At 69.8% G+C, this 20373-nt stretch carries 25 protein-coding genes; 24 read left to right on the forward strand and 1 reads right to left on the reverse strand.

The window, feature by feature from the left end:
- Nucleotides 1-198 precede the first annotated feature (198 nt).
- The 13 genes from J8N05_RS47045 to J8N05_RS47105 all read left to right on the forward strand — a co-directional run bounded on the left by J8N05_RS47045 (nucleotide 199) and on the right by J8N05_RS47105 (nucleotide 12086).
- Nucleotides 199-390 (forward strand): DUF5999 family protein, encoded by a 192-nt coding sequence (locus J8N05_RS47045; RefSeq protein ID WP_282108221.1) that lies wholly within the window; start codon nucleotides 199-201, stop codon nucleotides 388-390.
- Nucleotides 391-491: 101 nt separating this feature from the next.
- Nucleotides 492-1340, forward strand: coding sequence for a hypothetical protein (locus tag J8N05_RS47050; protein WP_210894701.1), 849 nt, complete (start codon nucleotides 492-494; stop codon nucleotides 1338-1340).
- Between the two features lie 21 nt (nucleotides 1341-1361).
- Nucleotides 1362-2573: a hypothetical protein gene (locus tag J8N05_RS47055; RefSeq protein WP_210894718.1), complete on the forward strand. Its 1212-nt coding sequence runs from the start codon at nucleotides 1362-1364 to the stop codon at nucleotides 2571-2573.
- A 58-nt stretch (nucleotides 2574-2631) separates the two neighbouring features.
- A complete protein-coding gene (locus J8N05_RS47060; RefSeq protein ID WP_210894719.1) occupies nucleotides 2632-2775 on the forward strand; it encodes a hypothetical protein in 144 nt (47 codons plus the stop codon).
- 228 nt (nucleotides 2776-3003) lie between these two features.
- On the forward strand, nucleotides 3004-4632 hold the full coding sequence (locus J8N05_RS47065; protein ID WP_210894721.1) for an FtsK/SpoIIIE domain-containing protein: 1629 nt from the start codon (nucleotides 3004-3006) through the stop codon (nucleotides 4630-4632).
- Between the two features lie 153 nt (nucleotides 4633-4785).
- Nucleotides 4786-5814: a C40 family peptidase gene (locus J8N05_RS47070; protein WP_210894723.1), complete on the forward strand. Its 1029-nt coding sequence runs from the start codon at nucleotides 4786-4788 to the stop codon at nucleotides 5812-5814.
- 3 nt (nucleotides 5815-5817) lie between these two features.
- Nucleotides 5818-6093 carry a hypothetical protein gene (locus tag J8N05_RS47075; RefSeq protein ID WP_210894725.1) on the forward strand — a complete coding sequence of 92 codons (276 nt, stop codon included), beginning with the start codon at nucleotides 5818-5820 and terminating at the stop codon, nucleotides 6091-6093.
- Between the two features lie 14 nt (nucleotides 6094-6107).
- A complete protein-coding gene (locus J8N05_RS47080; protein WP_210894727.1) occupies nucleotides 6108-7283 on the forward strand; it encodes a hypothetical protein in 1176 nt (391 codons plus the stop codon).
- Between the two features lie 96 nt (nucleotides 7284-7379).
- The gene (locus J8N05_RS47085) at nucleotides 7380-8453 is read left to right on the forward strand and encodes a hypothetical protein (protein WP_210894729.1); all 1074 of its coding nucleotides are present in this window, start codon (nucleotides 7380-7382) and stop codon (nucleotides 8451-8453) included.
- Entirely contained in the window at nucleotides 8453-10666 is a 2214-nt protein-coding gene (locus J8N05_RS47090) for a hypothetical protein (protein WP_210894731.1), read from the forward strand. The genes J8N05_RS47085 and J8N05_RS47090 overlap by 1 nt, the downstream gene beginning before the upstream one ends.
- 347 nt (nucleotides 10667-11013) lie before the next feature.
- Nucleotides 11014-11427: an RRQRL motif-containing zinc-binding protein gene (locus tag J8N05_RS47095; protein WP_407700023.1), complete on the forward strand. Its 414-nt coding sequence runs from the start codon at nucleotides 11014-11016 to the stop codon at nucleotides 11425-11427.
- Nucleotides 11428-11447: 20 nt separating this feature from the next.
- On the forward strand, nucleotides 11448-11612 hold the full coding sequence (locus J8N05_RS47100; RefSeq protein WP_210894734.1) for a hypothetical protein: 165 nt from the start codon (nucleotides 11448-11450) through the stop codon (nucleotides 11610-11612).
- A gap of 15 nt (nucleotides 11613-11627) precedes the next feature.
- Nucleotides 11628-12086: a Pycsar system effector family protein gene (locus J8N05_RS47105; protein ID WP_210894736.1), complete on the forward strand. Its 459-nt coding sequence runs from the start codon at nucleotides 11628-11630 to the stop codon at nucleotides 12084-12086.
- A 146-nt stretch (nucleotides 12087-12232) separates the two neighbouring features.
- On the opposite strand, the gene J8N05_RS47110 is transcribed toward J8N05_RS47105, so the two are convergent.
- Entirely contained in the window at nucleotides 12233-12766 is a 534-nt protein-coding gene (locus tag J8N05_RS47110) for a hypothetical protein (RefSeq protein WP_210894738.1), read from the reverse strand.
- Between J8N05_RS47110 and J8N05_RS47115 the strand changes: the two genes are divergently transcribed.
- From J8N05_RS47115 to J8N05_RS47165, 11 genes are all read left to right on the forward strand, one after another.
- Nucleotides 12767-13033: a hypothetical protein gene (locus J8N05_RS47115; protein ID WP_210894740.1), complete on the forward strand. Its 267-nt coding sequence runs from the start codon at nucleotides 12767-12769 to the stop codon at nucleotides 13031-13033.
- A 97-nt stretch (nucleotides 13034-13130) separates the two neighbouring features.
- The gene (locus J8N05_RS47120; RefSeq protein WP_210894742.1) at nucleotides 13131-13661 is read left to right on the forward strand and encodes a hypothetical protein; all 531 of its coding nucleotides are present in this window, start codon (nucleotides 13131-13133) and stop codon (nucleotides 13659-13661) included.
- 189 nt (nucleotides 13662-13850) lie between these two features.
- A complete protein-coding gene (locus J8N05_RS47125; protein ID WP_210894744.1) occupies nucleotides 13851-14555 on the forward strand; it encodes a GGDEF domain-containing protein in 705 nt (234 codons plus the stop codon).
- A complete protein-coding gene (locus tag J8N05_RS47130) occupies nucleotides 14552-15010 on the forward strand; it encodes an ASCH domain-containing protein (protein WP_210894746.1) in 459 nt (152 codons plus the stop codon). The genes J8N05_RS47125 and J8N05_RS47130 overlap by 4 nt, the downstream gene beginning before the upstream one ends.
- Nucleotides 15007-15576 carry a WhiB family transcriptional regulator gene (locus tag J8N05_RS47135; RefSeq protein WP_210894748.1) on the forward strand — a complete coding sequence of 190 codons (570 nt, stop codon included), beginning with the start codon at nucleotides 15007-15009 and terminating at the stop codon, nucleotides 15574-15576. Before J8N05_RS47130 ends, J8N05_RS47135 begins: the two co-directional genes overlap by 4 nt.
- Nucleotides 15577-15738: 162 nt before the next feature.
- Nucleotides 15739-16047, forward strand: a complete 309-nt coding sequence (locus tag J8N05_RS47140; RefSeq protein ID WP_210894750.1) for a hypothetical protein — start codon at nucleotides 15739-15741, stop codon at nucleotides 16045-16047.
- On the forward strand, nucleotides 16025-16468 hold the full coding sequence (locus tag J8N05_RS47145; protein ID WP_210894752.1) for a hypothetical protein: 444 nt from the start codon (nucleotides 16025-16027) through the stop codon (nucleotides 16466-16468). The genes J8N05_RS47140 and J8N05_RS47145 overlap by 23 nt, the downstream gene beginning before the upstream one ends.
- Before the next feature lie 109 nt (nucleotides 16469-16577).
- Entirely contained in the window at nucleotides 16578-17711 is a 1134-nt protein-coding gene (gene dnaN, locus J8N05_RS47150; protein WP_210894754.1) for a DNA polymerase III subunit beta, read from the forward strand.
- A gap of 56 nt (nucleotides 17712-17767) precedes the next feature.
- Nucleotides 17768-18481, forward strand: coding sequence for a hypothetical protein (locus J8N05_RS47155; RefSeq protein ID WP_210894756.1), 714 nt, complete (start codon nucleotides 17768-17770; stop codon nucleotides 18479-18481).
- Between the two features lie 82 nt (nucleotides 18482-18563).
- Nucleotides 18564-18944, forward strand: coding sequence for a hypothetical protein (locus J8N05_RS47160; RefSeq protein ID WP_210894758.1), 381 nt, complete (start codon nucleotides 18564-18566; stop codon nucleotides 18942-18944).
- Nucleotides 18937-19953, forward strand: a complete 1017-nt coding sequence (locus tag J8N05_RS47165; RefSeq protein ID WP_210894760.1) for a DUF5131 family protein — start codon at nucleotides 18937-18939, stop codon at nucleotides 19951-19953. The genes J8N05_RS47160 and J8N05_RS47165 overlap by 8 nt, the downstream gene beginning before the upstream one ends.
- Nucleotides 19954-20373 lie beyond the last annotated feature (420 nt).

A 20373-nucleotide genomic window follows, 5' to 3' on the forward strand; every position in this document is an offset into this window, starting at 1 on the left:
CGTACAGCCCGACACCGCCACCTCTGTCGGCTGCCTGACCCGCACGGCCCGGCCACCGCACCCCCTACGCGGTGGCCGGGCCGTGCGCGGTCCAGGGGAGCCGCGCAGCCCCGCGCACCCCACTCTTCGTCGACCTCCTGGAGGTTCTGCATGCGCACCCTCACCCCGCCGGCCGCCCTGCCCCGTCAGCCCCGCAGCCTGTGCACGCACCGGCAGCTCTGCCCGGCCGCCGACAGCCCCGACCACGAGGCCGCGGTCGTCGTGGCCGCCCATCCCGAGCAGGGCTGGAGCCTGTTGTGCAACGGCGTCCTGCTCTTCGAGGACACAGGCGAACTCCTGCCCGACGGCCGGATCGTCGCCCCGCACCGGCCCCTCACCGCCACGGCCTGACGGCCGACCGTCACCGCCCGCCTCCTGCCCGCCCACCGTGGCGGCCGGGGCCGGGCGATGGCGGTCGGCCGGACAGTCCGGCCGGTCCATGAGGAGGACCCATGGCCCACACCCTTCCGCTCCGGGCACCGCTCGACGACAACGGGCTGCCCCGCACCACCCCGCCCCCGGCCGACGTGCCGCTCCCGGTCCCTGCTCTCGTGACGGAGACCGGAACCGGGCTCGGGGGGCGCGGCTACGAGATCACCCCGGCAGGCATGGACGAGATTTTCGCCCGCCTCCGGCCGCACCTGCCGACGTATTTGAAGGCGGTCCACCACCACCGGTACTCGATCCAGTACGAGTTCGCGACGTTCACGGGACGCGAGAAGGAGCCGTCCACGCCGGACGTCTACACCGACCCGAAGCTCGCCTGCGGTTCGGACGACGAAGCCGAGCGGGCTTTACGGAAGGCGGCTCGCCGGATTCTGGTCGATCTGTACCGCCAAGCCAGCCAGCGGTGGCAGGACGCGGCGTACGTCGCCGACCTGAAGGAGACCGTCGGGGACGCCAGTACCCGCTGGCAGGCGTACGAGCGGGAGATCAAGGCGCTGGAGTCGGCGTACGCGTATCTGCGCACCCCCGAGGCCGCCGCGGAGTGGCCGTCCGCGCTTAGCCGCATGGTCGACGCGCAGGACCGGGCCATGGCCGCGGCTTCCGCGTTCGACGACCGGGCCTGGGAGATCGCCCGCGTCCACGAGACGCACCTGTACGCCGACCTCGGACACGACGCCGCCCTCGAAAGGGCCGGCTACCCCGAGGCCAAGGACTGGGACATCGCATCCGCCGACACCTACGCCAGCTCCTGGGGGCCCGGCGTGCCGCTCACGGAGCAGGTACGCCGCCTCATCACGGACCAGGACACACACGTCGCCAAGGTCGGCCGCCTGTCCGGCACGACCACCGGCTGACCCGAACACAGGAGAACGAGCATGACCGAAAAGCCTGATCAGACCGACACGAAGTGGTGGAAGGGCCGCCCGTCCCCGCGCGGGGCGGTCCTCAGCATTCTGGGGATCGTCACCCTGGGGGTGGCCGTTCTGTCGATGGCCGTCAGCTACCAGATCCTCGAACCCCGCTTCGGGGCGTGGGCGGTGCCGACCGTGGGCGCGCTGGACGCCCTGTGGGTGGTCTTCCAGGCCACCGAGATCCTCTCCGGCAACAACAAGCGGCGCGCGATGCGCGTGCAGATCGCGGGCCTGGTGCTCACGGTCGTCAACGCCGCCATTCCCACCGCCGATTTGGTGATGCGCGGCTCCGGCCGGTTCGAGCTGGCCGTGATCCTCACGCCGATCGCGATCGTTGCGACCAAGGGCGCCTGGTGGATCGCGCTGCCCTCCCTCGGGCGCAAGGTGTCTGCCGACACCCGGCAGGAGATCGCGGCCAAGCGTCAGCAGGTCTCCGACCGGCTGGAGACGATGGAGGCTGAGGCCGCCCACCGCATCGAGCTGCTGGAGTGCGCGAAGGCCCTGGAGAAGCAGGTGGCCGAAGCCGAGACCGCCTACCGCAAGTCCGTGCTCAAGCGCCAGCAGAAGTCGATCGACACGCTGCACGAGCAGGCAGAAGCCACAGCCCAGACCGTCGCGGAGAAGGAACTGCCCGCCTCGGTCGCCGCGATCCTCCTGCCGGACCTCGACACGTGGACACCCCCAGCGCTGTCCCTGCCCGGCACGGCTGACCGTGACGCTTTCGGCACCGACCGGCCCGCTCTGCCCGCCGGGCGTGCCGCATCCGGCACAGGCGCTGACGGCAGTCACGCAGGTCAGAGCGATTCGACCGACAGCCGTCACGGTGAGCGGCACGGCGAGGAGCACACCGACCGTGACGCGGACCGTGACGCCGTCACACTCGCGCAGCTCGCGGCCGTGGCGAGTGTGCCGCTCCCGGAGCCCGGCGAGACGCTGAGCGACGGTCAGCTCGCCGTGGTGCTGAGGCACCTGCGCTACCGCGACGACCCGCCGCTGTCCTACCGCGCGGCCCGCGACATCTTCCGCGAGGGCGGCTTCGTCGGCTCCGAGAAGCGGGTGCGCCGCACCTGGGGTGCCCTGCTGTCGAAGGAAGAGAGCACCGACACCGACCCCGACGAAGAGAACACCGACACCGAGGAAGAGACCGACTCCGAGGAAGAGGACTCGGACGCCTGAACCGGACGCCCGCACCCGGAAAACCCCAGAACAGCCCCCACCCCCGAGAAGGAGCCTCATGGGCCAGGACCAGCAGGACCAGGGCGGATTCGTCGTCACAGAGAAAGCCGAGGGAGGCACGAACACGGTGATCGTCACCGCCGACGGTGTCGACGTCCACCACATCCCCGGCGGCCTCACCGAGGACGACCTTGTCGACTGACCACCCCGTCCGGCACCACCAGTGAAGGCCAGACCGCACCCCGTGCGGCCTGGCCTTTGCTGCGACTGCCGGAAGAAAAAGTGCAGTCGACCCGGTGCAGACCCGGCGAGTGACCTGGCGAGCGAACCACGCGTTCGCAGACCCCGGAAGCAGACCCGGCGAGCACCACGCACCACCAGTCAGAACACACCCGAAGCAGCGTGCTCACCATCGGAAGAAAGCAGAGGCATGAGCAAGAAGAAACAGCAGGTCAGCGAAGACCTGTACGGGCAGACCGCCGGAGCGATCGGCGCCCTGGTGGTTGTCTTCGCCATCCTCGGGGCCATCAAGGACAAGCTCGGACTGTCCATGCCGGTCACCGTGCTGCTCACGGTCGGCGTGATGGTCCTGATCGGCTGGGGAGCCTGGAAGCTCCGCTACCGCATCCTGGCCGCGCTCGCGGGCACGGCCGGGAAGCCAGCAGCCACGACCACGGCCCTGAAGCAGGAAGCGCCAGCCGCTGCGGGCGCCGGCGGCGACCAGGTGGCCCCGCATCCGGAGCTGACGGAGGCACTGCGCACGGCAGGCGTGATCGGCCGGGACGAAATCATCCGCGCCGACGAAGTCACCGTGACGTCCCTGGCCACCGGCAAGCGCTACGACTTCCTGCTGCCCAAGACCAAAACGGTCAAGGACGTCGGGCACAAGCTCGCCAACATCGCCGGATGGTTCGGCGTCAGCCGGCTGCAGCTCCAGTTGGAGCGCAGCTTCGACAACGAGCGCCGTGTCCTGCTGCTCAGGCTCGACCAGGCGCCGTTCTCCACTGCCCTGCCGCTGCCCACCCGGCACGAGATCACGACGTTCGCCGGGGTGCCGCTCGGACACGACGTCACCGGCCGGCTCGCCGGTGTCGAGACGTTCGACAAGGCGTCCATGCTGGTCGCAGGCATGTCCCAGACCGGCAAGACCACACTGATCAACGGTCTTATCACGTGCCTCCTCATCGGCTACGGCGAATTCGACATGTATTTGCTCGACGGAAAAATCTGCGGGCTGATCACATTCGAAAAGAACTGTGTCCGCTACGAGGCTTCCGACAAGCCGGACGTGTTCGAGGACATCGTCGATGAGCTGACCGCAACAGGCATGGGACGGTACCGGCAGAAGCAGGAAGCCCTGCGCAACCGGGAACCTTCCCCCAAGTTCAAGCCGGTCATTTTCATCGCCGACGAGGTCGCCAACTTCTTCGCTGACGACGGCACGCCCAAGGGCAAAGAGAAAGCCGGGCGCATCAGCGAAAAAGCCCGGAAGCTCGTTGCCATGTCCCTCGAATCCGGGATCTCCTGCATCTGGCTTACGCAGCGCCCCGACAAGGATGCGATTCCGACCAACGTCCGATCTCAATTCCAGTACCGGCTCTGCCTGTATGTGGATTCGGAAGGAACCGCGAAAGTTGTCCTCGGCGACACCTATTTCGAGACGGTCGGCCCGATCAACCCCGCACTGCTCAACCCGAAGATCAAGGGACAGGGAGTGCTCTTCTCCCACGGGGAATCCACTCTCATTCGAGGATTCGATTTCGACAACGAGTTCATGTGGAATGTTGTCGACGAAGCACACGGGCGACAGCAGCAGAAACTTGCACAAGCCCCCGCTTCCCCTCTGACGCAGGCCATCGATCTGATGCGGCGCCAGGGCGTGGACTTCATCCCGACCGCCGACCTGGCCCCGGCCCTCGGCATCACGGAAACCAGGCACGGAGAACGCGGAAAGCAACTGTCGAAAATGCTCGGAGTCACATCCAGCAAGGACGAAAAGAGCGTCGTTCGCGGCTACTGGATCAACGACCTCATCGCCGCGGCCACATCCGGACCATGACCGCTTCCGGACCCGTCCAGGTACCTGCCGAGAGTCCGCTGAACACCCGCTACGGACCCGTCCAGGGGGCAGCACGACCCGTCTCCCGGACGGACTCCAGCGGACCGCCAGCGGACTCCCAGCGGACCGCACGGACGGTTCTGACCAGCAGAAATGATCAACTACCCCGGAAGGGAGCGAGAACCCCCGTTGCGTGCCTCTGCAGCCGTCACCGCCGGCATAGGAGCGACCGCGGCCGTCATCGTGGCCGCACTCGTGCAGACCGCCGCCGACGACCCCCTCGGTGCGGCGCTCAGCATGACCGTTCCCACCGAATACAAAAAGCTGATCGAGGACGCCGGAAACACCTGCCCCGAGGTCAGCCCGAACCTGCTCGCCGCGCTCCTCACACAGGAATCCGGATTCAATCCGGACGCGAAATCACCGGTCGGCGCAGAAGGAATTGCGCAGTTCATGCCGTCCACGTGGGAAAAACACGGGATCGACGGCAACGGTGACGGAAAGCGCGACGTGCGGGACCCCGAGGACGCCATCCCGTCATCCGCCAAGTACTTGTGCGCCATCGCGGACGACGTCAAGGACGTGCCCGGCGACAAACAGAGCAACATGCTCGCCGCCTACAACGCGGGAAGCGGCGCCGTCCGGAAATACGGAGGCGTCCCCCCGTACAAGGAAACACAGAACTACGTCCGTTCCATCAGTACCCTCGCCAACCAGCCGACCGGCGGGAACTCCGCGACCACGAAGCAGGCTGCTACCGCTCTCAAAGCGGCAAAAGCGATGATCGGTACCCGGTATTCGTGGGGCGGCGGAAACGCCAGTGGACCCAGCAGGGGAACCTGCTGCTCACCCCGGGGCCGTTCCGGTGCATCCATCACCGGATTCGACTGCTCCGGACTCACCCTCTACGCCTACGCGAAAGCAGGCATCAGCCTGCCGCGCACGGCAGCACAGCAGTACGCCGCATCCGAGCCGATCAAGCCCGGAAAGACACGCCCCGGCGATCTCGTCTTCTACGGCGACAGCGCCGCGAACATTCACCACGTCGGTATTTCCATCGGCGGCGGCTGGATGATCGACGCTCCCCGGCCCGGCACAGAGGTCCGCTATTCCCCCATGGATTCCATGCCGGATCTTTTCGCCGTTGCACGTCCCGTATCCCGAAACTCCAAGGAGATCTGACCCATGCGTAAGCTCACCACCCTCGCCAAGCCCATCGACATGTCCGGCGGATTCCAGGACTTCTTCGACACCATCGGCCTCACCGGCGGCGGCCTGGTCACCAAGGGTGTCGCCGCGGTCGTCGCCGTAATCGCGGTGCGCATGCTGCTGCAGTTGTCGAGCGACCCCAAGGGCGCCCTGAAGAAGGGGAGCCTGGCGGTCGGCACGCTGTTCGTCGCCGTGGTCCTCGCGCTCTACGGCGACACTCTGTTCAGCACGGTCACCGAAGCCAAGGGCTGACCGCAGTGGCTTTCATGGCAGACCGTGATCCCTGCGACGCCATCTACGGACCAGGCAAGGCGCTCTGCACGCGGGAGGACTCGGGCAGTCGTCCCGGCGCGGGAGGCGAGGGCGGCGTCACGGACGGAGCCACCGTCACCGTCCGCGAGCTCGCCGACGACCTGATCGCGAAGATTAAAGGCTTGGTTGCGCCAGGTCACACGTGGGCGCCGGAGCGGGCCGACAGCTGGGTGTACGAGCAGTTTCTGTGGCTCGGGCAGCACCTGGCGGTCGCCATCTTCGTGTGCGTGGTCGTCGTGTGTGGTCTGACGGCCTGGCAGGGCGTGCCCCGGCTTCGGCAGATGGGCGCGTCGACCGGCTGGACGCTCGCGGCCGTCGCCGGTATGGCGTCGGTCCCCGGAGTCGTGATGCTGCTGAACCGGGCCGTGAGCGAGGCGTTCACGATCATGTTCAGCAGCGACGAGGCGACGCTGTTCGGCGCGATCAGTAAGGACATGGAGGACGCGGCGGACAAAGAGAACCCCTTGGCGCTCCTGATCATTTTCAGTGCGCTGGTGGTGTCCTTGGCGTTTGCCGTGCTGGTCTTCATGACCCGTCAGATCGGCATCCTCGTGTTCGTGTGTATGGCTCCCGTGGTGCTGGCTTCGCTGGCTCGCGGGGGCGACACGGGCGCGGTCAAGCGGTGGGCGGGTCGGCTGCTGGGGTTGATGTTCGCTCCCTTTGCGCTGCTGCTGGTCAGCCCGTTCGTGGAAATGGCCAGAGGCGCTCTGGTGGTCGACTCCGTGCTCCTGATCGCTGCGGACGCCCTGATGCTGCGGATGATCTTCCATGGGGTGCCGTACTTCGGCCCCCGGATCGCCCGCGGCGCCCGGTCCCTGGTCGAAGCACGCACCAACAGTCCGCTCGCGCGGGCCGTGGTACGGGCCGGAGCACCGACCGTCTACGAGCAGGAGAACAAGCCGCGCGGTCCACGCACCGTGGACACCCCCGGCCGCGCCGTGAACCAGGACCGCGGCGTCCTGTTTGCCGCGTACGGCATCCCGAAGGCTGAGCGGCCGGGACGGCTGACCGCTCAGTCCGCAGCTGCCAACCGGGCACGGGAGGCTGCGGATTCGGCGGTCCGGATCCAGGCCCGGAACGCAGCACGAAACACCGCCAACCCACCTGCCAACCCGCCCGCCAACCCGTAGAGCTGACCGACCGAGGCCCCGGTATCCGTCGTCCCGCTTCTGCGGGGCGAGAGCGGACGCCGGGGCCTTGGCCGGTCACCCACCAGAAGGAGAACTGTGTACTCCCTGACCCCCGGCTACCGCATTCCCGCCCTCCAGCGCGGACTCAGCCCTGTCGAGACTCTGCTGACGAAAGCCACCGCCGGGGCCGGGGGCGCCGTGCTGATGTCCGCGATGCTCACCCCGCCCCCGCTGTGGACATTCGGCGCGGTCGGCACCACGGCAGTCCTGCTGAATTTCGCGCCGGGGCCGCGGTCGATCGCCCGGTGGGCGGCCGTCGGATACCGGCACCTGCGAGAGCGCACCACCCCGGACGCCATGGCCGCTCATGCAGGAGCGACCGAGACATGGGCGCTGTACCCGCACCACGGCACCATGCAGGACCCGCAGAGCCGGGCCGCCTTTCACGAGGCGTTCGCCCGCGCGCTCACCTTCGCCGGTGACCAGGCCCGCCAGGCCGGCGTGCAGGTGCACGTCACCCACCACTCCACAGCCCGCGAACACACCACCCACACCCAGACCATTTCCGTCCACGTCCCCAAGGGCCTGGTCGGTCACCCGGACCGGGTCATCGGCAGCCTGGAAGCTGAGTTCGCCGCTCTCGGAGCGCTGACCCCGCTCACGCCCGAACCGGTTCCCGCCGTCACCGATCGCGGCTCCGGCTGGGTCGCGCTGGACGACGGCCGGCACGCCACCACGGCACGCATCACCGCCTGGCCGCAGGAGACCGGCGGTGACCTCATGGCGAAACTGCTGCTCGGGCCGGGCACCGACCGGTCCCTCGCGGTTCTGTACCGGCCGCTTCCGGCGGGGCAGTCCCGCCGGTCCGCGAAGTGGCAGCGCGCCGCGTCCGAAGCCTTCACCAACGACAAGGTGAAGGCCGATGCGCAGGACATCGCCAGCGGCACCACGCACGGCGAGCTGGTCGGCGGCGCGACCCTCGTGGACATCGACGCCTACCTGACCGTGTGGGCCGACAGCCCCGAAGCCGTCACGGACGCCCGCTGGCAGGCCAGCCTTGCGGCCGACCGGCACCGTATCCGGCTCGACTGGCTCTCCGGCCAGCAGCACCGCGCCCACGTCATGACCAGCCCGCACGGAGTCTCCACCCGGAAAGGGGCGATCCTCTGATGATTCGTCTGCCCACCACCCATGCCGCGATCACCGCCCCGCTGGTCGCCTCCAACACGGCTTTTCCCGGCATCCCGATCGGCCGGTCCCTGCTCGACGGGCGGTCCTTCCACCTCTCCCCCGTCCAGGTCGACGACAGGCTGCTGCCGTCCACGAGTTCCCTCGCGCTGGGAGGACTGGGCTCCGGCAAGAGCACCACCGCCAAGACGCGGATCCGCCGCGAGATCCTCCAGCACGGCCACCAGGCCGTCGTCATCGACAGTTTCGGGGAGGACAGCAGCGGCGAGTGGGCGCCGCTGGTCCGTTCCCTGGGAGGCCGGGTCATCGAGGCCGGAAGCTTCACCCTCAACCCGGTCAGCCCTTTGTTCACGACCGAGGTCCGCGAGCAGCTGGTCCGCACGCTGATCCTGGCCGTCGAACCCGGGGCATTCGACCACCATGCCGCCCATGCACTCCAGCACGCCCTGACCCACCCGAAAGCGACCTCGCTCAACGGAGTCGTGGACGCCCTGGTCACACCTGAGGCCGGCCGCTGGCCGGTCGCGAAGCTCACCGAGTGGGGCGAGGGCGCCGCGATCGCGCTGTCCCGGTTCACCGAGGGCTCGCTGCAAGGTCTGTTCGACGGCCAGGACGCGAGTCTGCCCGAGACGGATCTGCCGATCATCAGCTTCGACTTCTCCCGCATGGACCGCAACAGCCCCGCGATCCCGGCGCTCATGTCGGCGGTGTCGTGCTGGGCAGAGCAGGTGTGGCTGCGCCAGTCCACGGCCGTGCACCGGCACCTGGTGCTGGAAGAGGCCTGGCAGATCCTGCTCTCCCCCGCCACGAGCGAACTGATCCAGCGGCTGGTGAAGAACGCGCGCAAGGCCGGGCTGTCGCTGGACGTGGTGATGCACACGCTGTCCGACCTCGGAGAAGGCAAAGCCCAGGATCTGGCGAAACTGTGCGAGATCGTCCACGTCGGGCGCTCAACCCCGGAAGAGGCCGCGATCGTCGGCCACCTGCTCGGACTGCCCGCGTGGGCCGTCGACCGCATCCCCACACTCGATCCGGGACAGGCCGTGTGGAAGGTCGGCCCGCATCACATCGACATCGTGCAGACGATCCGGAGCGAAGAGGAAGCCGCGCTCACCGACACCTCGATGCGGCGCCGCATGGCACAGCAGGCCGTAGCCGTCGAAGCCGTTGAAGAGGCCACCCCGGACGTCTCGACAGAGCCGCTCCCGGAGCCGACCGAGGACGTCGACACCGACGTCGATGTTGACGCGGGCGAGGCCCTGGCCGTCCCGGGCGGCAGCCTCAGCGATGACCTGTACGCGCCGTTCGAGGACACCACCGACGTCTGGGACTGGGAGGCGATGCCGCCGAACGTCATCGACACCGAGTCCGGTCCCTTCGATCTCGCCCGGCACGAGGCCGTCCTGCAGACCGCGATGGAGGGCCGGTTCAGCGAGGCCGCCGACCTGGCGGCGATCTGCGAGCGGGAGGACATCACCACCCACGGCCTCAACTCCGCTCAGGCGCTGGCCTGGACAGAGACCCGCGCTCAAATTGCGGAGCTGCGCGGAGATACCGGACAGGCCGCGCAACTGCGCGCTACCGTCGCCCACATGGGACACGATGCCGATTGGTTCGAGCGGACCGGTGACAGCACGTCCCCGGCATGGCACAGCGGGCCCCAGCCATCCACACCGCCCGCTCCGGCTGAACCGCCCTCCGCCCCGCGGCGCCGCACCTGGCCGTATGTCGCCGCGATCGCAGCCCTGTCCCTCACCGCTGCAGGCGTATGGCAGCACGCACAGAGCGAAGACCAGCGCCAGGACCGGCAGGAGAAAGCCGCCGCGTACAAGGGGCGGTCAGGAGCGGCACTCAAGATCGACGGCGTCAAGGCGGACGTCGTGGCGCACTGGAACAGTGACCGGGACAAGGTGATCCTGGAACTGCGCAGCTACTTCGACCGCAACGCCCGGTACCTGCGCATTGACGCGTCTGGTGAGAGCGCCAGCAGCGTTCGGGAAGACGGATGGTTCCCCAAGGATCCTGAGATCGCGTTGCCGGTCACGGACCCTCTTGCGGACGTGACGGTCCGGATCGCGGTCGGCGGACGGACCTGGAAGGAAGGGGCCCGGGCAGAATCCCGCGACATCCGCCTGTCCCCGACTGGGGTTGCATTCGACGCCGGGACCGGCGAGGAACTGCCGTCCGACCTCTGACACTCCCTGAACTGTGATGGCCCGCTCCCCGACCTGGGATGTGGGCCATCGTCGTATTCCGGTCGCTCCGTCTGGTCCTCGCGCACCCACGCGAGGACCGGGCAGGCCGACCGGCCGCCAGCACCATCCTGCGCCCCGCTGACGCACCCGCGTCGGTGGGGCGCGCTGCTGTCCACCGACGCCTGGAGGAACCGCCCCGTGCTCATTCCCCGCCCGCGCCGCCGGATCGGCCGGCCCCGCCCCCTGCGTCCCGGCCCCCGCTACCCGCACCGTCCGGCCCGGCTGCCCGCTCCCTGGATCCGGTGATGGCCAGGACGCGTACGAGGGTCCGCCGCGCGATACAACGCGTGCCACGCAGCAGCGCGGCCCTGGAGGAGTTCGACCGTGGCGCCTGCCCCGGCCACCTCGCCACCCGCCGCCAGCTGCGGGCCCGGGAGGTCAGCCCCGGAGGGCACGGCCCGGTCGCCGTACTGCGCTGCGCGCGCTGCCGCTACACCCCGCAGTGGTCATGCAGCCACCCCGGCCGTGCCTGGCTCTACGACCTTCGGCTGACCCGGCCCAAACGGATCCCGACGCTGGCTCAGGAGTGGGCGCTGGACCGGGCGATGGCCGCGAGGTCCACCTGCCCCCGCTGCAAGCGTCGGTACGTGTACTGCCTTCCGCTGCGCACCCTCGGCAGCTGCCTGGAATGCCACGACGGCACCCCCGCCGACCCGACCAGCTACACCGCTGTCCCGGCCGCACACTCGCTGGCCGCCTGACCAACGAAAAGGACATCCGCATGGGTTTCATCGACGACAAGACCGCCGAACTGAGGACCGCCGTACGGGCCGGTGACACCGACCGCGCCGCTCAGGTCATCACGGAGACCGTTCTGGAGAACGACCAGTCGTTCGAGGCCACGATCGCCGACATGACCGCCACCGACCTCCGCCAGCAGGGCTGAGAGGACGTGCCGACCATGACCACTGTGTCTGACACGACTGTCGAGACGAACCTGGACACCGCGCTCGCCGCGGTCGGCAGCGAGATCGCCCGGACCGACGGAAAATCCAGCCTGCTGCTCGCCTTCACCGGCGCCGTGCTGGCCGGGCTCGCCTCCGTCGCCGACAAGCACCTGCCCCCGGCCACCCAGGTGTTCGGCGCGGCCGGCGTCCTCGCCCTGGCCGCTGCCTCGGTCCTGCTGCTCCTGGTCGTGCGCCCCCGGTTACGCGGAGGCGGCCGGGAGTCGTTCCCGGCCTGGGCGGTGATGAGCGAAGCCGACATCCGCGAGGTGCTGCACGGCGACCTCCGCGCCGCCCGCATCCGCGTCCTGTCCCGGATCGCGGTGCGGAAGTTCCGCCGTCTTCAGCGGGCGGTCGACCTGATCCTCGCTGCTCTTGCCCTGCTGCTCCTGGCCGTGATCGGCGCCCTGTTCTGACGGTCCTGCGTCCAGCGCCGCATCCTCGCCGCACCCGGCGGCCGGTGGGGGGCCGGGCGCAGGACCGGACAGCCCGGCCCGCGCGACGACGGGCCGCCCACCCAGGGGGTGGCGGCCCGTCGTCGATCTGCTTCCGAGCCTGTTTTCTAGGCTTCCTTCGTCTTGCTCTTCGACCATGCGCGTGCCGTGTTCGGTGCGACTGCCGTGAGTTCGTTGATCCGGCGGTAGGGGACTTCCATCCGCACCGCTTCCGCGACCAGTGGACGCAGCCCTTCTTCGATCTCTTCGAGCTGGGCAAGGAGCTTGATCCGTTGTTGGCCCGGAGCCTTGAGGCTCGCTTCGGCGTCTGCCCGGAGTTCGGCCGGTGTTTTCTGCGTCATGCCGTCAGACTGCCATGTCGTATCAAGCTGAGTCAATGAATCAAGATGCGAGCATTGCGCAGACTGACTTACTGTGTCAGTATGAACGAACGACGCAGATTGATGTGAGAAGGGGATCTCATGGGGAGCACGTTGATCGCCGTACTCGGAACCCTGCTGGGTGCTGCTCTGACCGGCATGCTCCAGCACCTGATTACAGTGTCCGGTCGGCGTGACCGGGACCGGATCGCTCAGCGCACCGCCATTGCCGGTCTTCTCGGAAGCGCGAGCGCGCACCGGGGAGCGCAGTACCGCAAGCACGTGGCCCAGCGGGCGAGTGAGCCGGACACCGACACCGCGCGCGCTGAGCGGTACGCGGCCCGTACCGCCATGACGAGCGCTCTTTCCAGCGTCCGGCTGTCCGGTGCCCCTGCCCGCTTGAGCGAGCTGGCCGTGGCGCTCGTTGCCGCCTCCGTGGCCGTAGGTGACGCACCGTCCCTGGACCACGGCGCAGTTCAGGAAGCCGGAGACTCGGCACGGGCGGCGCACCAGGCTCTCGAAACCGCCGCCGCCTCGCACCTGAGGTGATCTCTGTTCACCGGCCCCCGCCGACTCTCCGGCGGGGGTTCCCGCTGACGGCCGACCACACCCCGTCCGTACGAAGACGAGAAGGAGAAATCCCAGTATGGATCCCGTTCTGCACACCCCGGCCCGCCCGTACGAGCCGGACTCGCCGCTGGCCTACCTGATGGAGATCGCCGCCGCGGCGGTCGATGAGGAGCCCGAGGACGAGCAGCGCGACGGAGCGGAAACGGGGGCAGCGCACCACGTCTACGCCGCCTACGCCTACTCGCTCGCTCAAGCCGTCGACTCCGCGGTCTGGCAGGGCTACCCGTGCGTGCGTGAGCACGGGGCCCGCCGCTTCGAGGCGTCCGCGGTGGCACTGCTGGGGGGCGGGCTGTGGCTGCACCACACCCTGCGCGTCACGGAGGCCGACGGAGCGCACGACGTCCTCACGCTGATCGCACCGTGCACGTGCGGGCGCGGCTACGCCGACATCACCATCGACACCGAGGACGTCCTCATGGAAATCCTCGCGGAGCTGAAGCCGACGTATGGCCGGTCCCTGCACGACGACCAGGCGCCGGACTGCCACAGCGTCCAGCAGGCTCCCGCCGTCGCAGGATGGCCCCGGAGCGCCCGCAGCATCGGCTAAGAGGCAGGCCGGCCGCCCCGGGGAATCGCTCCCGTTCCGTCACGTGGCGGAAGCACTTCCAGCATGCCCGACCACCAGGCCCGACCCAAACCACTTGATCAAAAGCAAGAGGCGCACCCCCATGCCGTGCAAAGCGCGGGGTGCGCCTCTCCCACACCCGCCCCGCAAGGGGCGAGAACGGAGACCATCATGCCCGGACCCGGCGCCTTACGGCAGCCGACCCGCACATTCCTCATCACCGCGGCCGTCGTGCCGCTCGCCCTGGCCGTCGTCGCCGACGACGTCCGGGTGCGCCGCCAGCTGCACACCGCCCGCCGGGACCCGCTGACCGGTCTGCCCGGCCGCGACATCCTCACTGACCGGATCGACCGGCTCGCCCACACCCGCCGGGAGCTCCTGCACGTCCTGGTCGCCGACGCCGACGGACTCAAAGCCGTCAACGACACCCTCGGACACCCCGCTGGCGACGCGCTGATCGCTGCGATCGGCCGTCGCCTCAGCACGTGGGCGGCCGGCCGGAGCGGGCTCGCCGCGCGTCTGGGGGGTGACGAGTTCGGTGTCACGGTGCTGATGCCGCGTGCCACCGCTGTTCGCGACATCGTCGACCTGCACACGGCGCTTGCGCAGCCCGTCACCTATGAGGGGCAGCCGCTGCGCGACATCGAGGGGCAGCTCGTGCGCCCGTCGGTGTCGATCGGTATCGCCCGCGCGGCCGACCTGCCCGACGCGGCCGGCGCGTCCCGGATCCTGCGGGGCGCGGACATGGCCATGTACAAGGTCAAGACCGGCCAGGAGCCGCTCGGCTATACGGCATCCCGGCAGGACGCGTACGCGCCCGCCGTGCACGGCCGCCGTCCGGGCCGCCGCGGTACCGCGCTCGGGGCAAGGGGATGACGGCCCCGCTGTACGCCCCCGACTGGCTGCGCGGCATCACCGTGAAACAGCCGTGGGCCGCCTGCATCGTTGACGGTGACAAGCGGATCGAGAACCGCCCTCGGGCCTGGTCGACGGGCTGGCGTCTGCTGCACGCCGGCGGATCCGTCGACCGGCCCGCGCTGCGCGACCCGCTGGTGGCCCGCACGATCCGCGGCCACCACCTGCACACGAGCGCGGTCCTCGCCGTGGTTCGGATCACCGGCTGCCACACCGACCCCGACGACGGTCCTGCGTGCAGCGAGTGGGCGCAGCCCGGCTGCTTCCACCTCGACCTGGACGACGTGCATGTCCTGCCGCTGCCCGTGCCCTGTCCCGGGGCGCTCGGGCCGTGGCGCGTGCCGCGGCCGGTCTTCGAGCAGGTCCTGCTGCAACTCCCCCACCTGACCCAGCTGTTCCCGGAGGTCACGTCATGACCCGGCCCGGCATCCCCAAGACCACTGACCACGCTGTTCTCGACCCGCGTTTTCCCTTCCCCCACACCGCCACCGGCACCGTCTGCCAGAAGACGCCTGCCCTGTTCGACCTCACCATCGGTGACCGCGGCGCCGACCGTGCAGCGACGGAGAAGCGGCTGGCGCAGGCCCGCAGGGCGTGCGCCTCCTGCCCCATCGCGGTGGCCTGCCTGCGATGGGCGCTGGTCAACAAGCCCGCCACCCGCATCGGTGTCTTCGCCAGCACCACCCCCAGGCAGCGCACCGAACTGCGCCTGCGTCTCGCCGACCGTCTCGGGCCCGGCTGGATCGACGTGCTCGCCGCCGAGGACGAGCAACGCCGACAGCGGGCTGCCGCGGCCCGACACGATCCGCTGACCGTGCCCCAGTCACGGATCGTGCACCTGGACCGCGAGATCAACGGGCCGATGCGCCCGCAGCGCAGGCTCCCCGCCGTCCGGCAGCAGAGCAACCGCGCACTCCTGGACACCGCAGCCCGCCAGTTCTACAACCGCGGACTCCCCCACGGCCAGACCCGGTCGGCCTGACCGGCCGGCCCTCCCGGATCCGGCCCGGGGCAGCCGTCGACCCCCATGTCCGGCTGCCCCGGCTGCCATCGCACCGCCCTGACGCATCTGACGTGGGGCGTGCCCCGGGGGTAGACACACGCCCCACTGCCCCCGCCCCGGGGGAGACGGAGGTTTCCCGAGATGACCACAAATGCTGCCGGGGCGACAAGCCACTTACCGGCACTCCTGCGCACCGCCGAAGACGAACTGCAGAAACTGCGCGGCCAACTCGCCGCGGTGGCCGCGTTCATCCACGACCCGGCCCACGACCTGGACGCCCGCAGCCACCTGGCGCGGCTCCTCACACTCCCCCAACCCGCACCCGCCAACAGGCCCGTCCCGGCGACGGAACGCCACGACATCCCCTCGCCCCGCCCGCCGTCGACCACGCAGCACACGCCCCCGCCTTCGAGGAAGGACCCCGCGCATGAGCACGCCCTCCATCGTTGACCGCCTCATCCGACGCCTTCGACGAAGGACCCCGCCGCCCGGGCGCTGCACCGTCGACCGCCTGATCGGCCCCGAGCGCACAGCCCGCGTCATCCAGCCCCTCGTACGCGAGCTGATGCGCGACGACCTCCTGCCAGAGCCTGTCGCCTACCGGATCGTCTGCGAAGGCGTGCTCGCCGGGGACCCGTGGTGGCTGGCCGAACCCGGCCAGGTGTGGCAGCTGCGCCCCGACGCCGCCGAACCCGCCGCTCCCGGCCTGGCGCTGCTGGTCATCGTCCAGCGGGACACCGACCAGCTCACCGTTCAGCTCGAAGACGACGACGCGCCACACCTGCAGATCCCGCTGTGCGCGCTGGCCGCCTACGAGCTGACGTCGTGGTGCTGGCTGCGCGAGGACCACGGCCCCCTGCCCACCTCCTGACCCACCACCCACACGCCCACGGCCCGGTCGGGGCCGCCCCTCATGCGGGCGGCCCCGACCGGGCCGCTCTTCGCCCGCCCTCCGTCACTTCTGCAGACAGGACCTCTTCGTGCAGTTCACCGTCGATCAGACCGACCTCGCCGCGGCCGTCAGCTATGCCGCCCACAGCCTGCCCGCCAAACCGCCTGCCCCCGTCCTGGCCGGACTGCTCCTGACCGCCACCAAGGACGGGCTGCGCGTCAGCGCTTTCGACTACGAGACGTCCAGCGACACCACGATCGCCGCGGCGGTCACCGGCCCCGGCCGCGCTCTCGTCTCCGGCCGGCTCCTCACCGACATCGCCTCCCGCGTCCGCGGCACCGTACGGGTCGAACTCGCCGGGCCCCGCCTGATCCTGACCGCCGGGAGCGCCCGGTTCACCCTTCCCACGCTGCCGCTGGAGGATTACCCGCAGCTCCCCGATCCCGGCACCGGCTCCGGCACGCTGCCCGGCCCGGCGCTGGCCGAAGCCGTCACCCAGGTCGCTACCGCGCTCGGCAGCGACGACGCCCTGCCCATCCTGTCCGGGATCTCCCTGCACCACGACCAGGACGCGGGCACGCTCACCCTCACCGCCACCGACCGCTACCGGTTCGCGGTCCGCATCCTCGCCTGGAAGCGGTGCGATCTGACCGGCGAGCGCACCGCCCTGGCCCCCGGCAAGAAGCTCCTGGACGCGGTCAAGGCCTGCGCCGATGACCCCACCGTCGACCTCACCCTCCCCGGCGACAGCGGCACCTCGGGTCTGTTCACCGTGCGCAGCGACAACAGCACCTCCACCCTGCGCGCCATCGAGGGCTCCCTGCCCGCCTACCGCACGCTGTTCCCCACCGAGTTCGCCCACACCGCGACTGTGGAGATCGGCGCGCTCAAGGAGGCTGTCCAGCGGGTCGCGCTGGTCGCCGTCAGGAGCACGCCCGTCCGGCTGACGTTCACGGCCGACGGTTCCCTCGTGCTGGAGGCCGGCAGCAGCGACGACGCCCAGGCCGTCGACACCGTCGACACCGCTCTGCGCGGCGACGAACTGAACGTCGCGTTCAACCCCGGCTTCCTTGTCGACGGCCTCACCGCCCTCACCCTCGGCGGCGCCACGGCCGTCGACTTCCAGTTCACCTCCTCCACCAAGCCCGCCGTCCTGCGCGGCCACGACAGCGACGAACACGCCCTGCGCTACATGCTCATGCCCGTCCGGCTCACCGACTGACCGCCCCCACCGCCGCTTCCCGGCCCACCACCCCACCCCTGTGAAGGAGAGAGTCCATGCCGGACGACACCACCCACCTCGCGCGGCTGCGCGAACGCATGCTGGCCACCGCGTACTGCAACGCGGACTTCTGGACGCAGCGCACCGCCTTCCGCACCGACCAGGCCGTGGCCGCGCTCGCCCGCTACGACGCGGCCGCAGCCGAGATTCTCGCCGCATCCGTGCTCGCCCCGTACCCCATCGACGACACCCAGATCCTGGACGCGGCCGCGGAGGCCGGGATCGACACCAGTACCTGGGAAGCACGCCGCGACACGATCCGGGCCTACGCCCGCAACACCTACGAACTGCCCTCCACTCCCGACCCGGCGACCGAAGCCGGACGGATCTGGACCTCGCTCTTCGGCAACTACCGGCCGGTCGCGGCCGCCCTCGTCCGCCTGCTCCGGGACCTGCCGGCCACCTGGCACGAGGACCTGTTCACCGTGCCCGCCCCCTTCGTCTCCCGCCAGGCGGCGGAGCTCCCCGGCCCGGAGACGGCACCGTACGACCCGCTGGACTGGGAGGACTGCCCGGCCTGCATCGAAGCCCACGACCAGTGCCGCTACCACCGGGGCGTCGCCGAAGGCATGGAGTACCAGCGTGCACTGATCACGACCGCGCTGACCGACCACACCGCCATCGACCACCTCCAGCAGCGCCACGGCGAACTTGAGGCGGCCACCGCCAAGACCCCGGCCGAAGACGCGAGTCCCCCCGCCACCGTGTGAGGCCCCGGGGTGGCCGCGCAGGCCTCAGCGCCCGGCCGCCCCCGGCACACCACCACCCACGCTCACCACTGAGAGGACCACTGTGCGCCATCAGAGCGTCACCACCCCCGACACCTCCGCCTCGCGCCCGGCGATCGTCGTCCTGTGCGGATCGACCCGGTTCTGGGAGCAGTTCACCGAAGCCACCCTGTACGAGACCGTGGCCGGCCGGATCGTCCTCGCGCCTGGCTGCAACCTGAAGCAGTCGCACCCGCTGTGGGCTGACCCCGTGCAGGCGGACCGGCTCAAGCGGGTGCTGGACGACCTGCACCTGCGGAAGATCGACCTGGCGGACGAAGTCCTCGTGGTCAACCCGGACGGCTACATCGGCGAGAGCACCCGCCGCGAAATTGCGTATTCCCGCAGCCTCGGCAAGCCTGTCCGCTTCACCCACGCACCTGCGCGGGAGGCCAGCGATGGCTGACACCACCGGCATCGAGTGGACCGACAGCACGTGGAACCCAACCACCGGCTGCGAAAAGATCTCTGACGGCTGCACCAACTGCTACGCGGCCACCTTCGCCGAACGGTGGCGCGGCATCCCGGGCCACCACTTCGAGGCCGGCTTCGACATCACCCTGCGGCCTGAGCGCCTGCGCCTGCCGATGACCTGGCGCACCCCGCGCCGGATCTTCCTCGACAGCATGTCCGACCTGTTCCATCAGGACATCTCCGACACCTACATCGCCCAAGTCTTCGCGATGATGGCGCTCACCTCACGCCACACCTACCAGGTCCTCACCAAACGGCACGCCCGCATGAAAGCGCTGCTGTCCCGGGCGACGTTCTGGCACCAGGTCGCGGAGCAGGGTCGGGAGCACTTCGCCGGCTGCCAGGAGGAGTGGCTCGCCGCTGGCGCGATGCTGGGAGGCGAGCCGCTGCCCAACGTGTGGCTGGGCGTGTCCGTGGAAGACCAGCGGTGGGCGGACATCCGGATCCCCGCCTTGCTCGGCACCCCGGCCCACACCCGGTTCCTCAGCTGCGAGCCCCTGCTCGGGCCCGTGTGGATCGCTGACCATATCTGGCAGGCCTGCCCGTGCTGCGAAGGCGAAAGCCACGACGAAGCCTGCGCCCGCTGCGCAGACCAGCGCTGCGAGTCCGGCCATATCCGCCGGCTCGACTGGGTCATCGCGGGCGGCGAGTCCGGGCCCGGCGCGCGGCCTCTGCACCCGGACTGGATCCGCAGCCTGCGTGATCAGACCCGTGGCCGCAACGTGCCGTTCTTCTTCAAACAGTGGGGAGACCACGCACCGGAAGACCACGGACATGACCGGGGACGTCTCACCGTGGTCGATCCCCGAGGACACGGCCAGGACCACGACGACCCGTGTGCTTCGCAGACGCCAGTACGGATGCGCCGCGTCGGCAAGAAGCAGGCTGGCCGCCTCCTGGACGGCCGCCACCACGACGCCTTCCCGGCGCCCGCCCGGTGAGCTGCATGATCGGCCGCCTCTACCTCGAACGCGGCCAGCCAGTCACCGTGACCATCCCCTACAGCGCCCGCCGCCCACCCGTCCTCATCTACAGCTGGCTGCACTTCGATCGGAATGGACGGCGACCGGGCGCCGGGCCGCGCAACGTGGCTATCCGCCGTACCGACGGAACGACCGTCGTACGCCCCTTCCGTGGCCTGACACGCCCCCCGAACCCCTGGTACTGGGATTAGTCGGCAGGCCCCGACCTGCGGTGACGGCCCGACGGATCATCGTCCGGCCGTTCCAACATCCAGCCGGCGTTCCACCGTTTTCCACCATCCGGCCAGCTGATCTCCCGGCGGCGGCAGTGTGTGCCGCCGGGGATTGCTGCGGCTTCTTGAGCCATCCCTGTTCTCGCATGCCCGAAGGAGCACCGTC

Origin of the sequence: Streptomyces liliiviolaceus (assembly GCF_018070025.1) — a bacterium.
Lineage (GTDB): Bacteria > Actinomycetota > Actinomycetes > Streptomycetales > Streptomycetaceae > Streptomyces > Streptomyces liliiviolaceus.